Here is a 14358-nt window from a genome sequence, read left to right as displayed (position 1 = left end):
CTCAGGCAACCGTCAGGGCGGAGACCACCAGATCGCAGCTGCGCTGGGCGTAAGCCGTCAGCACGATGCGGATCTGCGGCAAATCACGGGCAAGCACAGCGGCCAGCAGGCGTTCGAACAGTTCGAGGAACTCGCTCATTTCGGCCTTGCGCTGTTCGAGGGCGAGGAAGTAGGCGCGGCTCATGGCCGGCTGCAGGTTCTCGACGGTCTCTTGCAGGTACGGGTTGTTGGCGAACGGGTACGCGGCGCGCATCACGGCGAAGCTGTCGTCGACGAAGGTGCGGATGTCCTGGCGCTCGTAGCTGGCGCTCAGGCGCTGCTGGATCTGCACGAACGGCGCCATATCGGCCTGGGTCTGCCAGCCATTGGCGACCGCATTGCCGAGCAGGATGTACAGCTCGCTCATCAGCGTGCACAGGCTCTGCACCTTGTGCGCGGTGAGTTCGGTGACATGGGCGCCACGTCGCGGCAGGATCGCGATCAGGTGGCGGCGTTCGAGGATCAGCAGGGCTTCGCGGACCGATCCGCGGCTGACATTGAGGGCCAGCGTGACCTTCTGTTCCTGAATGCGCTCTCCCGGCTTCATTTCGCCGCGAATGATGCGTTCGGCGAGGTGGTGAGCAATTTGCTCGGCGAGGCTGTCCGGCGCCTTGAACGTCATGGTTGTCCTTCAAACTCTTCGATCTGCACAAGCGGCGCAGTGTAGCGCAAATGCGGGGTCATGGCGGAGTGCCCGCACGGCGGTTTTTGGCACGATTCAAGCAAAAAAGCAGTGGATCCGCTCAGGGTCAATACTCAATAGAGCACGCGTTAATCGACAAAACCGTTTTTCCTGACCTTTAAGTCAGAAAACCATTGACCGAAAAGTCAGACCTGCTAAATTCGGTTGAAGTCGGTTAACAACAATAATGAGTCTGCGAGGCCTTCCGTGATCCAGTTTTTACTTAACCAGGAACTCCGTAGCGAGCACGCCCTGGACCCGAATCTGACCGTGCTCAATTACCTGCGCGAACATGTGGGCAAATCCGGCACCAAAGAAGGCTGCGCCAGCGGCGACTGTGGTGCCTGCACCGTGGTGGTCGGCGAGTTGCAGACGGATGCCGACGGCCGCGAACACATTCGCTATCGCAGCCTCAACTCGTGCCTGACCTTTGTTTCGTCGCTGCACGGCAAACAACTGATCAGCGTCGAAGACCTCAAGCACCAGGGTGAACTGCACAGCGTGCAGAAAGCCATGGTCGAGTGCCACGGCTCGCAGTGCGGCTTCTGCACCCCCGGCTTCGTCATGTCGCTGTTCGCCCTGCAAAAGAACAGCGATGCACCGGATCAGGCCAAGGCCCACGAAGCGCTGGCCGGCAACCTCTGCCGTTGCACCGGCTACCGGCCGATCCTCGCCGCCGCCGAGCAATCCTGCTGCGCCAGGCAGCCGGATCAGTTCGATGCCCGCGAAGCCGAGACCATCGCCCGCCTCAAAGCCATTGCCCCGACCGATATCGGCGAACTCAACAGTGGCGATAAACGCTGCCTGGTGCCGCTGACCGTGGCCGACCTGGCCGATCTCTACGACGCTTACCCACAAGCCCGGCTGCTGGCCGGCGGCACCGACCTGGCGCTGGAAGTCACCCAGTTCCACCGCACCCTGCCGGTGATGATCTACGTCGGCAACGTCGCCGAAATGAAGCGCATCGAAACCTTCGAAGACCGCCTCGAAATCGGCGCCGCCACCGCCCTCTCCGACTGCTACGAAGCGCTCACCGCCGAGTACCCGGACTTCGGCGAGCTGCTGCACCGCTTCGCCTCGCTGCAGATCCGCAACCAGGGCACCCTCGGCGGCAACATTGGCAACGCCTCGCCAATCGGTGACTCGCCACCGCTGCTGATCGCCCTCGGCGCGCAGGTGGTGTTGTGCAAGGGTGAAACCCGGCGCACGCTGAACCTGGAAGATTACTTCATCGATTACAAGGTCACTGCGCGTCAGGAAAGCGAGTTCATCGAGAAGATCATCGTTCCGCGTGCCACGGCCGAACAGCGTTTCCGCGCCTACAAGGTCTCCAAGCGCCTGGACGACGACATCTCCGCCGTCTGCGCCGCGTTCAATCTGCGTGTGGAAAACGGTGTGATCACCGACGCCCGCATGGCTTTCGGCGGCATGGCCGCGATCCCGAAACGCGCCGCCCATTGCGAAGCCGTGCTGCTCGGTCAGCCGTTCAACAACGCCGTGATCGAACGCGCCTGCGCCGCACTGGCCGACGACTTCACGCCGCTCTCGGACTTCCGCGCCAGCAAGGAATATCGCCTGCTCAGTGCGCAGAACCTGCTGCGCAAATACTTCATCGAACTGCAAACACCGCACATCGAGACTCGGGTGACCGCTTATGTCTAATCATCACGCCGTAGAGAAGACCCAGGCCGAACTGGCTGAACTGTTCGCCAAGGACCTGACCACCGGTGTCGGCCGCAGCGTCAAGCACGACAGCGCCGCCAAGCATGTGTCCGGTGAAGCGCAGTACATCGATGATCGCCTGGAATTCCCCAATCAGCTGCACGTTTACGCACGGCTGTCGGACCGCGCCCACGCGAAAATCATCAGCATCGACACCAAGCCCTGCTACGCCTTCGAAGGCGTGCGCATTGCCATCACCCACGAAGACGTGCCGGGCCTGAAAGACATTGGCCCGCTGCTGCCGGGCGATCCACTGCTGGCCATCGACGACGTGCAGTTCGTCGGCCAACCGGTACTGGCCGTGGCGGCCAAGGACCTGGAAACCGCACGCAAAGCGGCGATGGCCGCGATCATCGAATACGAAGATCTGGAGCCGGTGCTGGATGTGGTCGAAGCCCTGCGCAAACGCCACTTCGTGCTCGACAGCCACACCCATCAGCGCGGCGACTCGGTTTCCGCGCTGGCGACCGCCGAACACCGTATTCAAGGCACGCTGCACATCGGCGGCCAGGAACACTTTTATCTGGAGACGCAGATCTCCTCGGTGATGCCCACCGAAGACGGCGGCATGATCGTCTACTGCTCGACGCAGAACCCCACCGAAGTGCAGAAACTGGTGGCCGAAGTGCTCGACGTGTCGATGAACAAGATCGTCGTTGACATGCGCCGCATGGGCGGTGGTTTCGGCGGCAAGGAAACCCAGGCCGCCAGCCCGGCGTGCCTGTGCGCGGTGATCGCGCACCTCACCGGGCAGCCGACCAAGATGCGCCTGCCACGGGTCGAAGACATGCTGATGACCGGCAAGCGTCACCCGTTTTACGTCGAATACGACGTCGGCTTCGACAGCACCGGACGCCTGCACGGGATCAACATGGACCTGGCCGGCAACTGCGGTTGCTCGCCGGACCTGTCGGCGTCGATCGTTGACCGGGCGATGTTCCACTCGGACAACTCGTACTACCTCGGCGACGCGACGATCAATGGTCACCGCTGCAAGACCAACACCGCGTCGAACACCGCCTACCGGGGTTTCGGCGGCCCGCAAGGGATGGTCGCGATCGAAGAGGTGATGGACGCGATTGCCCGTCACCTCAATCTCGATCCACTGGCCGTGCGCAAGGCCAACTACTACGGCAAGACCGAGCGCAACGTCACCCACTACTACCAGACCGTCGAGCACAACATGCTCGAGGAAATGACCGCCGAACTGGAAGAAAGCAGCCAGTACGCCGAGCGCCGCGAAGCGATCCGTCGCTACAACGCCAACAGCCCGATCCTGAAAAAAGGCCTGGCGCTGACTCCGGTGAAATTCGGCATTTCCTTTACCGCCAGTTTCCTCAACCAGGCCGGCGCGCTGATCCACGTCTACACCGACGGCAGCATCCACCTGAACCATGGTGGCACGGAAATGGGCCAAGGCCTGAACACCAAGGTCGCGCAGGTGGTGGCCGAAGTATTCCAGGTGGAAATGGACCGGGTGCAGATCACTGCGACCAACACCGACAAGGTGCCAAACACCTCGCCGACTGCGGCGTCCAGCGGTGCCGACCTCAACGGCAAGGCCGCGCAGAACGCCGCCGAAATCATCAAGCAGCGTCTGGTGGAGTTCGCCGCGCGGCACTACAAGGTCAGCGAAGAAGACGTGGAATTCCACAACGGCCACGTGCGCGTGCGTGACCACATCATGACCTTCGAAGCGCTGATCCAGCTGGCGTATTTCAATCAGGTCTCGCTGTCGAGCACCGGATTCTACAAGACCCCGAAAATCTACTACGACCGCAGCCAGGCCCGTGGTCGGCCGTTCTACTACTTCGCCTTCGGCGCGGCGTGCTGTGAAGTGATCGTCGACACCCTCACCGGCGAGTACAAGATGCTGCGCACCGACATCCTCCACGACGTCGGCGCCTCGCTGAACCCGGCGATCGACATCGGTCAGGTCGAGGGCGGTTTCGTCCAGGGCATGGGCTGGCTGACCATGGAAGAGCTGGTCTGGAACAACAAGGGCAAGCTGATGACCAACGGCCCGGCCAGCTACAAGATCCCGGCCGTGGCGGACATGCCGCTGGATTTGCGGGTGAAGCTGGTGGAAAACCGCAAGAACCCGGAAGACACGGTGTTCCATTCCAAGGCTGTCGGTGAGCCGCCGTTCATGCTCGGGATTGCCGCGTGGTGTGCGATCAAGGATGCGGTGGCGAGCCTCGGCGACTACCGGCACCAGCCGCAGATCGACGCACCGGCGACCCCGGAACGGGTGTTGTGGGGTTGCGAGCAGATGCGTCAGCTCAAGACTGTGAAAGCGGTCGAGGCTGAAACCGAATTGGCTCCGCTCTAACGACCGAGGCGCGGCCAATCGCTGGCAAGCCAGCTCCCACAGGTTTTTGTGGTGTTTAACCGATATGCGTTACACCGCAAATCCTGTGGGAGCTGGCTTGCCAGCGATGAGGCCCGAACAGACAACGATGTTGTAGGGGTGACATATGTACAACTGGATCGACGCCCTCGCCGACCTGCAGAACCAGGGCGAACCCTGTGTTCTGGTGACGATCATCGAAGAACTCGGCTCGACCCCGCGTAATGCCGGCTCGAAAATGGTCGTCAGCGCGAAACAGACCTTCGACACCATCGGTGGCGGGCATCTGGAATACAAAGCCATGCAGATCGCCCACGAGATGCTCGCCAGCGGCAAGCAGGACACCCATCTGGAGCGCTTCAGCCTCGGCGCCAGCCTTGGCCAGTGCTGCGGCGGCGCGACGGTGTTGCTGTTCGAACCGATGGGCCAGGTGCAGGCGCAGATCGCGGTGTTCGGCGCCGGCCACGTTGGTCGCGCGCTGGTGCCGTTGCTCGCCAGCCTGCCGTGCCGGGTGCGCTGGATCGATTCGCGGGAAGAAGAATTTCCCCGACAGATTCCCCACGGTGTCCGTAAAATCGTCGCCGAAGAGCCTGTGGATGAAATCGACGACCTGCCCGTCGGCAGCTACTGCATCGTCATGACCCACAACCATCAACTGGACCTGGAGCTCACTGCCGCGATCCTCAAGCGCAACGACTTCACCTGGTTCGGCCTGATCGGCTCGAAAACCAAACGGGCCAAGTTCGAACATCGCCTGCGTGATCGCGGTTTCGACCCCAGCGTCGTGCAACGCATGCGCTGCCCGATGGGCATCGGCGAAGTCAAAGGCAAACTGCCTGTGGAAATCGCCATCTCCATCGCCGGCGAAATCATCGCCACTTATAACGCCAATTTCGGCCAGCACAGCGCCAGCGCCAGCGCCGAACCGATTGCCAAACTGCTGCCGGTTTCCCGCCGCAGTCAGGCCGCCAAACTCAAAGCCTCAAACTGATTAGAGAACCCTCATGCCTCTGACTCGCAAAGCCTACCGCGCCGCCATCCTGCACAGCATCGCCGACCCCGCCGAAGTCGGGATCGAAGCCTCCTACGAATATTTCGAGGACGGCCTGCTGGTGGTCGATGGCGGCAAGATCAGCGCCCTCGGCCACGCCAGCGACTTGCTGCCGACCTTGCCGGCGGACATCGAAATCGAGCACTACAAGGACGCGCTGATCACCCCGGGCTTCATCGACACCCACATCCACCTGCCGCAAACCGGCATGGTCGGTGCCTACGGCGAGCAACTGCTGGACTGGCTCAACACCTACACCTTCCCGTGCGAAAGCCAGTTCGGCGACAAGAACCACGCGGATGAAGTCGCGGACATTTTCATCAAGGAACTGCTGCGCAACGGCACCACCACCGCGCTGGTGTTCGGCAGCGTGCACCCGCAGTCGGTGAATTCGTTCTTCGAGGCCGCCGAGAAACTTGATCTGCGGATGATCGCCGGCAAGGTAATGATGGACCGCAACGCCCCGGACTACCTGACCGACACCGCCGAATCGAGCTACGTCGAGAGCAAGGCGCTAATCGAACGCTGGCACGGCAAGGGCCGCCTGCACTACGCGGTCACCCCACGTTTCGCGCCGACCAGCACCCCGGAACAACTGACCCTCGCCGGCCAGTTGCTGAGCGAATACCCGGATCTGTACATGCAGACCCACATCAGCGAAAACCTCAAGGAAATCGAGTGGGTCAAGGAGCTGTTCCCGGAGCGCAAGGGCTACCTCGACGTCTACGACCACTACCAGTTGCTCGGCGAACGCTCGGTATTCGCCCACGGCGTGCACCTGTGCGATGACGAATGTGCGCGTCTGGCGGAAACCGGCTCGGCGATCTCGTTCTGCCCGACCTCGAACTTCTTCCTCGGCAGCGGCCTGTTCAACCTGCCGATGGCCGAGAAGCACAAACTGAATGTCGGCCTGGGCACGGACATCGGTGGCGGCACCAGTTTCTCGCTGCTGCAGACTCTGAACGAAGCCTACAAAGTGATGCAGTTGCAGGGTGCGCGCCTGAGCCCGTTCAAGTCGCTGTACCTGGCGACTCTGGGGGGCGCGCGGGCGCTGCGTCTGGAAGACAAGATCGGCAACCTGCAGCCGGGTTCCGATGCCGACTTCCTGGTGCTGGACTACAACGCCACGCCACTGCTGAGCTACCGCTTGAAGCAGGCCAACAACATTGCCGAGACGTTGTTCGTGTTAATGACGCTGGGGGATGACCGCACGGTGCAACAGACGTATGCGGCGGGTGCGCTGGTGCATCAGCGCTGAGTTTCCCCGGGGCATAAAAAATCCCCCGGTGGCGTTCAGCCCCGGGGGATTTTTGTTGCCTGTCAGATCGCCTTCGCGAGCAGGCTCGCTCCCACAGTTGACCTCATTTCCTCTGCCAGAATGCGGTTGAATGTGGGAGCGAGCCTGCTCGCGAAGGGCGCGACTCGGTGCCAGCTCAGAGCTTGGCGCTTGGACGCCCAGGCTTCTTGGTCTGCAACAAATGCGAGAACACCGCATGCAGATCATCCGACGCACTTTCCTCGTCGAGGTTGAGCTTGCTGTCGATGTGGTCCATGTGATGCATCATCAGGTCCACCGCCAGCTCACCGTTGCGCGCTTCGATGGCGTCGATCAACTGGGTGTGTTCGTCGTAGGAGCAATGCGAGCGGTTGCCGCTTTCGTACTGGGCGATGATCAGCGAGGTCTGCGAGACCAGGCTGCGCTGGAAGCTGATCAGGGGTGCGTTTTTCGCCGCTTCCGCCAGTTTCAGGTGGAATTCGCCCGACAGACGGATGCCGGCACCGCGATCGCCACGGGAGAAGCTGTCGCGCTCGTCGTTGACCATCTGCCGCAGTTCGGCGATCTGCTCGGCGGTAGCGTGCTGCACGGCCAGCTCAGTGATCGCGCGCTCCACCAGACGGCGGGCCATGAACACCTGACGCGCTTCTTCAACGCTCGGGCTGGCAACCACGGCGCCCCGGTTCGGCCGCAACAGCACTACGCCTTCATGGGCCAGACGCGAGAGTGCGCGGCGAATGATGGTGCGGCTGACCCCGAAGATTTCCCCCAGCGCTTCTTCGCTCAACTTGGTGCCGGGCGCCAGACGCTGTTCGAGGATGGCCTCGAAGATATGCGCGTAGACAATATCGTCCTGGGTTCCGCTGCGGCCGGCTTTGCCTGCTCGCGGTTGTTTCTTGAGGGGTTGCAACTGTTCGTTCATGGGCACTCGAGTCGGGAGAACTGCGGCGAATAGACCGTGACTGTAATACGGCACAGTAGGTCGCTGGCAAGTATCGCGTAAAAAACAGCGCGATTGTACACAATGGATGGTGGCAACACGACTGTATGGCTGTTTGTGACCACGGCTGTATTGCAACGATCCGTTACGATTGAGTTTAGGCTTAAACCCCAAAACCGCCGCCTACCGAACATTGTGGCGAGGGAGCTTGCTCCCGCTCGGCTGCGCAGCAGTCGTAAAGCAGCCGACATGGTCTGTCTGGCGCACCGAGGTGCCTGCATTGGGGCCGCTTCGCAACCCAGCGGGAGCAAGCTCCCTCGCCACAGGTATGTGACAGACACAAATATTTCGTTGGATTCATCGCTTCTATAAAAAAGGAACACCGCCGTCATGAACGACGCCACTTACACCCGACTGCGCCCTCTCGCCGACACTTCGCCTTCGGCCATCGTTGCCGGGTTCATCGCGATGATGACCGGCTACACCAGCTCCCTGGTGCTGATGTTTCAGGCCGGGCAAGCGTCGGGCCTGAGCAGCGGGCAGATTTCCTCGTGGATCTGGGCGATCTCGATCGGCATGGCGGTGTGCTCGATCGGCCTGTCGCTGCGTTATCGCACGCCGATCACCATTGCCTGGTCGACCCCGGGCGCGGCCCTGCTGATTACCAGCCTGGGCGGCGTTAGCTATGGCGAGGCCATCGGCGCCTACATCACTTGCGCGCTGCTGGTAACGATCTGCGGCCTGACCGGCAGCTTCGAACGCCTGGTGAGAAAGATCCCGGCGTCGCTGGCGGCGGCGTTGCTGGCGGGGATTCTGTTCAAGATCGGCAGCGAAATCTTCGTCGCGGCGCAGCACCGCACCGGGCTGGTCTTGGGCATGTTCTTCACCTATCTGGTGGTCAAACGCCTGTCGCCACGTTACGCCGTACTGGCGGCATTGTTGATCGGCACGGCGCTGTCGGGCTTCATGGGCCTGCTGGATTTCAGCGGTTTTCACCTGGAAGTGGCGACGCCGGTGTGGACCACTCCGCACTTCTCGCTGGCCGCGACCATCAGCATCGGCATCCCGCTGTTCGTGGTGGCCATGACCTCGCAGAACATGCCCGGCATCGCCGTGCTGCGCGCCGACGGCTACAACGTGCCGGCCTCGCCACTGATCACCACCACCGGCATCGCCTCGCTGCTGCTGGCGCCGTTCGGTTCCCACGGCATCAACCTTGCCGCGATCAGCGCGGCGATCTGCACCGGGCCGCACGCTCACGAGGATCGCAACAAACGTTACACCGCTGCCGTCTGGTGCGGGATTTTCTACGGGATTGCCGGGGTGTTCGGCGCCACATTGGCGGCGCTGTTTGCCGCGCTGCCGAAAGAACTGGTGCTGTCGATTGCCGCGCTGGCGTTGTTCGGTTCGATCATCAACGGTCTGAGCATTGCCATGAGCGAGGTGAAGGAACGTGAAGCGGCGCTGATTACCTTCATGGTCACGGCGTCGGGGCTGACGCTGTTTTCCATCGGGTCGGCGTTCTGGGGGATTGTCGCGGGGGTGCTGACCTTGCTGATCCTCAACTGGCGTAAAGCTTGAAAGCAAAAAAAAACGGCGACCCGAAGGTCGCCGTTTTTTTCAGTATCACTTAGCCGCGTTGATCGGCTTTTCCGGATACCAGACGTCCAGCAGCGGGCTGACGGTCATGCCGGTCAGTTCGCTACGGTTTTTCAGCCAGGCTTCAACGGCAGCGCGTTGCTCTTCGTTGACCGAGCCACGCTTCTGCAGGCACACCAGACCGAAGTCGTCGCCGCCAACATAACCCAGACCGTTGGCTTCCATGGCTTCTTTGATGAATGCTTCGAGGAAAGCGTCAATGGCTTCTTCGGACAAGTCTTCTTTGAAGTCCAGGTTCAGTTCGAAACCCAGCTCTTGAAATTCATCCACGCACAGTTTTTTGCGCAGACGCTGGGAACGGTTAGTCGCCATTGGAACAATCCTCTTAAGTAATAACGGCCGGCACTTTACCAGTTTAAGCGGTCAATTGCCCGACTCTCTGGGCGCTGAGGCCGACCGCCTGTAAAAAAAATAACGAAATGGCCGCCTCGGGCAAGGCACAAGCTGTTACACCTTGGGGCATAATGCCGACACTTTCATGACCACTGAGGGCTTTTTCATCCATGCCCTCGTTATTTTCCCCTCTTCTGCAGGGTTTTATTCCATATGATCAAATCGTTGCGTCCACTGTTTCTCGCCGGCCTTCTTCTGCCCCTGGCCCTGCCGGTTTCTGCAGCCACCATCAACACCGCACTCACCCCTAACGTCGAAAAAGCCCTCAAGGCCAGCAAACTGCAGCCCACTGCGCTGTCGCTGGTGATAATCCCGCTGGACGGCCCCGGCAACCCGACCGTGTACAACGCGGACGTCTCGGTCAACCCGGCCTCGACCATGAAGCTGGTCACCACCTATGCCTCGCTGGAAATGCTCGGTCCCAACCATCAGTGGAAAACCGAGTTCTACACCGACGGCGATCTGAGCGGCGGTATCCTCAACGGCAACCTGTACCTCAAGGGTGGCGGTGACCCGAAGCTGAACATGGAAAAACTCTGGCTGCTGATGCGCGACCTGCGCGCCAACGGCGTGACCCAAGTCACCGGCGACCTGATTCTCGACCGCAGCTTCTTCATCCAGCCGCAACTGCCGGAATTCAACGACGACGGCAACGACGAGAACAAGCCGTTCCTGGTCAAACCCGACTCGCTGCTGGTCAACCTCAAGGCCCTGCGCTTCGTCGCGCGCAATGACGGTGGCCGGGTGCTGATCTCGGTAGAACCGCCGATCGCCAGCGTGCGCATCGAAAACACGGTCAAGGCGCTCAACTCCAAGCAGTGCACCGGCGGCGTACGCTACAACCCGGTGACCCAGCCTGACGGCAGCGTGACCGTGACCGTCGCCGGCCAACTGGGCGATGGCTGCAGCTCGCAGACTTACCTGTCGCTGCTCGACCACGCGACCTACACCGCCGGCGCCGTGCGCGCGATCTGGAAAGAACTGGGCGGCAGCATCCAGGGCAAGGATCGCCTCGCCGCGACCCCGAGCAGTGCCAAGCTGCTGGCCCGCGCCTATTCGCCGGATCTGGCGGAAATCATCCGCGACATCAACAAATACAGTAACAACACCATGGCTCAGCAGCTGTTCCTGAGTCTGGGCCAGAAATACCGCAACGAAGCCGACGGTGACGATGCCAAGGCCGCACAACGCGTGGTCCGCCAGTGGCTGGCGAAGAAAGGCATCACCGCGCCGCACCTGGTGATGGAAAACGGCTCCGGGCTGTCGCGCGCCGAACGCGTCAGCGCCCGCGAGATGGCCAACATGCTGCAAGCCGCCTGGCACAGCCCGTACGCCGCCGAGTACATCAGCTCGCTGCCGATTGCCGGTACCGACGGCACCATGCGCAAACGCCTGAAGACCACCGCGATGCGCGGTGAAGCCCACGTCAAGACCGGAACCTTGAACACCGTGCGCGCCATCGCCGGTTTCAGCCGCGACGTCAACGGCAATACCTGGGCGGTGGTGGCGATCCTCAACGACAAGGCGCCGTTCGGCGCGTCGTCGGTACTGGATCAGGTGCTGCTGGACCTGTACAAGCAACCGCGCTTGCCGCAGACGGCTTCAGCCCTCTAAGCCGCCCAAAGCAAAAGATCGCAGCCTGCGGCAGCTCCTACAGGGCGTACACCATTCCCATGTAGGAGCTGCCGCAGGCTGCGATCTTTTGATCTTCTAAGGGAGTGGCGTAACGGCCTAACTCATCTGCTCAACCCGATCGCGCCCACCCTGCTTCGCCGCATACACCCCCGAATCCGCCCGCAACAACAGCGCATCCGCGCCCTCCCCCGGCCGCCAGCTGGCGATGCCGAAACTGGCCGTCACTACCCCGACCACATCCACCGGCGCACTGCGCAAGCCCTGCCACAACTCCACCGCCAGCATGTACGCATGCTCGCCGTCGATGTCCGGGCACAGCACCATGAATTCCTCGCCGCCCAGACGACAGAACACATCGGTGCGCCGCAAACGATGGCCGATGCGCTCGCACACGGCCTGCAATACGCGGTCGCCCACGGCATGGCCGAACTGGTCGTTGATCCGTTTGAAGTGGTCGATGTCGAGCATGATCACCGACAGTTCGCCACCACCGCGCTCGACCCGGGCCATTTCGGTGGTCAGGCGCTCCTGGAAATAGCGGCGGTTGTGGATGCCGGTCAGTGAGTCGGTCACCGACAGCGCCCGCAACTCTTCTTCCACCCGCTTCAGGTCGGAAATGTCCGAGATGTAGCCGTGCCACAGCACCCCACCGCCTGGCAGTTCTTCCGGCGTCGCCTCACCGCGGACCCAGCGCAGGCCGCGCGCGGGCAATTGCACGCGGTATTCCTCGCGCCAGGGGCTGAGGTTGTCCGCCGAGGCGCGGATCGAGCTGCGCACGCGGGTGATGTCCTGCGGGTGGATACGGGAAAAAATCGCCTCGGCATCAAGCAGCAACACGTCCGGCTCCAGCTCGTAGATTTCGCGAATGCCGTCGCTGGCGTAGATCACGCTGAAGCGCCCGTCGAATTCCATCTTGAACTGGTAGATGCCACCGGGCACGTGGGCGCTGAGCTTTTTCAGCAGCACATCCCGCGCCGCCAGCGCCTCGTGCACGCGCTTGCGTTCGGTGATGTCGATGCAGATCGCCAGATGCCCGACCCACAACCCTTGCTCGTCCAGGACCGGCGTGGCGAGCATGTTCACCGGCAGGTGACTGCCGTCGCTGCGCACCAGCGTCCATTCGCGCGCTTCATGGCCGCCAACCTCGCCGCCCTCGACCAGCATCGCATGGCAGGTCGGAATGACCTTGCCGTAACGCGCGCTCAATTCCGCTGATCGCGCTGCCAGCTCCCGCGGCAGGTGCAGGTTTTCCAGCGTCATATGGCCGACGACATCGGCACTGCTGTAGCCGAGCATCTGTTCCGCGCCGGGGTTGAAGGTGTTGATCACCCCGCGCAGATCAGTGGCGATAATCGCCACTTGCGTCGCCGCGTTCAGCACGCCGCGCAACTGGCCGTGGGTACCGCGCAATTCCTGTTCACGCTCGTGCAGTTCCTGGGTGCGCAGCTCGACCATGCGCAAGGCGCGCTGGCGTTGGCTGACCAGGACGTAGAGCAAGGCGCTGAGCAATACGCTCAATAATCCGCCGAGAATCACCACACTGCCGACTGACGAATGGTTGGCCTGCATAAACGCTTCGCTTGGCAGGATATCGACCTGATAGTCGTGATCGGCCATGCGCACAAGGCGCGTTGCCGACAAATCACTGGCAGCCGGCTGATTGCTCGACTCGAACAACACCTCGTGCTGATCGTTGGTCGACAGATCGAGAATGCGCACCGCGAGGTAATCATGGAGCACGTCCGGCAAGCCATCGGCGAGCAACTGGCGCATGCTGATCACCGCCATTACGTAGCCGAACGGCCGCTGCCCGGCCCCACGGCTCACCGGTGCCACCAGCAGCACACCGCGCGCATAGGACGGCTCGATACTCACCAGGTGCAACGGTTGCGACACCGCCAGATTGCCGAGTTTTTCGGCGCGCTGCAGGGTGTCGCGGCGCAGTGGCTGCGCGAGCAAGTCGTAACCCAGTGGCGAACCGAGGCGGCTTTGGGTCTGGCTGTACAACACCGGCACGTATTCGTCACGCACGGCCGCCAGTTGCAGTTCGCCCTGTGCGTTGAGTTCTCGAATGGTAAAGGTGCTCAGGCCTTCATCGCGTACACGCTGCTCGAACGCCGGGCGCTCGGCCGCACTGATCCTTGGCGCAAACGAATAGGCCTGGGTACGCAGCAATAACGGTTGGGTGTAGCCGTCGAACTCGGCACGGGACACCGATTCGGAGTTGGCGAAGAAACGGCGCAGGCCGTCGAGGCGTTGCTCTTGGTCCTGAAAGCGCTCTTCGATGCGGCTGTAGCGCTCATTGGCGAGCAGTTGGAAACGCTGCAGCAATTGATGGTGAAACTGATTGAGGGTGGCCCAGGCGAGCAGCCCCGTGAGAATCCAGCCGGCGAGCAATACCAGCAGCGCGACCAGCCAGGCCGAGACGTCTTCGCTGATAAAACCCAGAATCTTCGGGCGCACGGGGTGCAACGACATAAGGGCAACTCACTACGCCAGTGTTCCGGGAAAACCCCATTGGCCATGAGTGAGTTATAGCTATTAGCCATTAATTTGGCTAGCACTGAACGGATCCAAGAGCCTTTAAAAATCAAGGCTCTGTGGATCCAAC

Annotated in this window: 10 protein-coding genes; 6 read left to right on the top strand and 4 right to left on the bottom strand. The window is 61.7% G+C overall.

Annotated features, from left to right (window positions below):
* Window position 1: 1 nt before the first annotated feature.
* A complete protein-coding gene (locus tag HBN98_RS13445; protein WP_083366475.1) occupies window positions 2-661 on the bottom strand; it encodes a GntR family transcriptional regulator in 660 nt (219 codons plus the stop codon).
* Window positions 662-928: 267 nt separating this feature from the next.
* On the opposite strand from HBN98_RS13445, the gene xdhA reads away from it, so the two are divergent.
* The 4 genes from xdhA (at window position 929) to guaD (ending at window position 7102) form a co-directional block, all read left to right on the top strand.
* Entirely contained in the window at window positions 929-2383 is a 1455-nt protein-coding gene (xdhA, locus tag HBN98_RS13440; protein WP_083366476.1) for a xanthine dehydrogenase small subunit, read from the top strand.
* Complete coding sequence (xdhB, locus tag HBN98_RS13435; RefSeq protein ID WP_083366477.1) at window positions 2376-4775, top strand: xanthine dehydrogenase molybdopterin binding subunit; 2400 nt, start codon at window positions 2376-2378, stop codon at window positions 4773-4775. Before xdhA ends, xdhB begins: the two co-directional genes overlap by 8 nt.
* Window positions 4776-4920: 145 nt before the next feature.
* Window positions 4921-5784: a xanthine dehydrogenase accessory protein XdhC gene (gene xdhC, locus HBN98_RS13430; protein ID WP_083366478.1), complete on the top strand. Its 864-nt coding sequence runs from the start codon at window positions 4921-4923 to the stop codon at window positions 5782-5784.
* Window positions 5785-5797: 13 nt separating this feature from the next.
* Window positions 5798-7102, top strand: coding sequence for a guanine deaminase (gene guaD, locus HBN98_RS13425; RefSeq protein ID WP_083366479.1), 1305 nt, complete (start codon window positions 5798-5800; stop codon window positions 7100-7102).
* 175 nt (window positions 7103-7277) lie between these two features.
* On the opposite strand, the gene HBN98_RS13420 is transcribed toward guaD, so the two are convergent.
* Window positions 7278-8042, bottom strand: coding sequence for a GntR family transcriptional regulator (locus HBN98_RS13420; RefSeq protein WP_083366480.1), 765 nt, complete (start codon window positions 8040-8042; stop codon window positions 7278-7280).
* A gap of 408 nt (window positions 8043-8450) precedes the next feature.
* Between HBN98_RS13420 and HBN98_RS13415 the strand changes: the two genes are divergently transcribed.
* Entirely contained in the window at window positions 8451-9641 is a 1191-nt protein-coding gene (locus HBN98_RS13415; RefSeq protein WP_083366481.1) for a benzoate/H(+) symporter BenE family transporter, read from the top strand.
* A 45-nt stretch (window positions 9642-9686) separates the two neighbouring features.
* Here the strand turns inward: HBN98_RS13415 and HBN98_RS13410 are convergent, their stop codons facing one another.
* Complete coding sequence (locus HBN98_RS13410; RefSeq protein ID WP_003223308.1) at window positions 9687-10031, bottom strand: YggL family protein; 345 nt, start codon at window positions 10029-10031, stop codon at window positions 9687-9689.
* A 234-nt stretch (window positions 10032-10265) separates the two neighbouring features.
* Between HBN98_RS13410 and dacB the strand changes: the two genes are divergently transcribed.
* Window positions 10266-11726 (top strand): D-alanyl-D-alanine carboxypeptidase/D-alanyl-D-alanine endopeptidase, encoded by a 1461-nt coding sequence (dacB, locus tag HBN98_RS13405; protein WP_083366482.1) that lies wholly within the window; start codon window positions 10266-10268, stop codon window positions 11724-11726.
* Between the two features lie 117 nt (window positions 11727-11843).
* Here dacB and HBN98_RS13400 read toward each other — a convergent pair whose 3' ends face one another.
* Window positions 11844-14225 carry a sensor domain-containing diguanylate cyclase gene (locus HBN98_RS13400; RefSeq protein WP_083366483.1) on the bottom strand — a complete coding sequence of 794 codons (2382 nt, stop codon included), beginning with the start codon at window positions 14223-14225 and terminating at the stop codon, window positions 11844-11846.
* Between the last annotated feature and the right edge of the window lie 133 nt (window positions 14226-14358).

Source organism: Pseudomonas koreensis, from assembly GCF_012986595.1.
GTDB classification, from domain to species: Bacteria; Pseudomonadota; Gammaproteobacteria; order Pseudomonadales; family Pseudomonadaceae; genus Aquipseudomonas; species Aquipseudomonas koreensis.
The sequence above is the reverse complement of the archived record's forward strand: the minus strand, read 5'-3'. Positions and strand labels throughout refer to the sequence as shown.